Origin of the sequence: Lysinibacillus sp. GbtcB16 (assembly GCF_019091145.1) — a bacterium.
Classification (GTDB): Bacteria; Bacillota; Bacilli; order Bacillales_A; family Planococcaceae; genus Lysinibacillus; species Lysinibacillus fusiformis.
The window spans coordinates 1-258 of the sequence record NZ_JAGXJV010000583.1; the positions used below are offsets into that span (position 1 = coordinate 1).

Here is a 258-nt window from a genome sequence, read left to right on the forward strand (position 1 = left end):
GACAAGCACGACGTAAAGAACCAGAGATAACCCGTACACGGTGTACAGATTCATGACGGATACCAGAATGCCCGCTGCTGCCGTACCTCCGATTCGCGCCAAAGTAATGACATTAAAGTTCACACTGTTGGCTTTCAGAAGCTCGGAAGATGTCACGACAGAAGGCAGAGCAGCTTGCACGGTAGGCATATAGACGGTAGCCGCCAACTGCATAATAACTACGGACAGCAGCATAACCGCAACAGATTCATAATACAG

1 protein-coding gene is annotated in these 258 nt (G+C 49.2%); it reads right to left on the reverse strand.

Features of this window, described 5'->3' with window-relative positions:
* On the reverse strand, positions 1-258 hold a 258-nt coding region (locus KVT27_RS25310; RefSeq protein ID WP_256449054.1), incomplete at its 3' end, for an MFS transporter.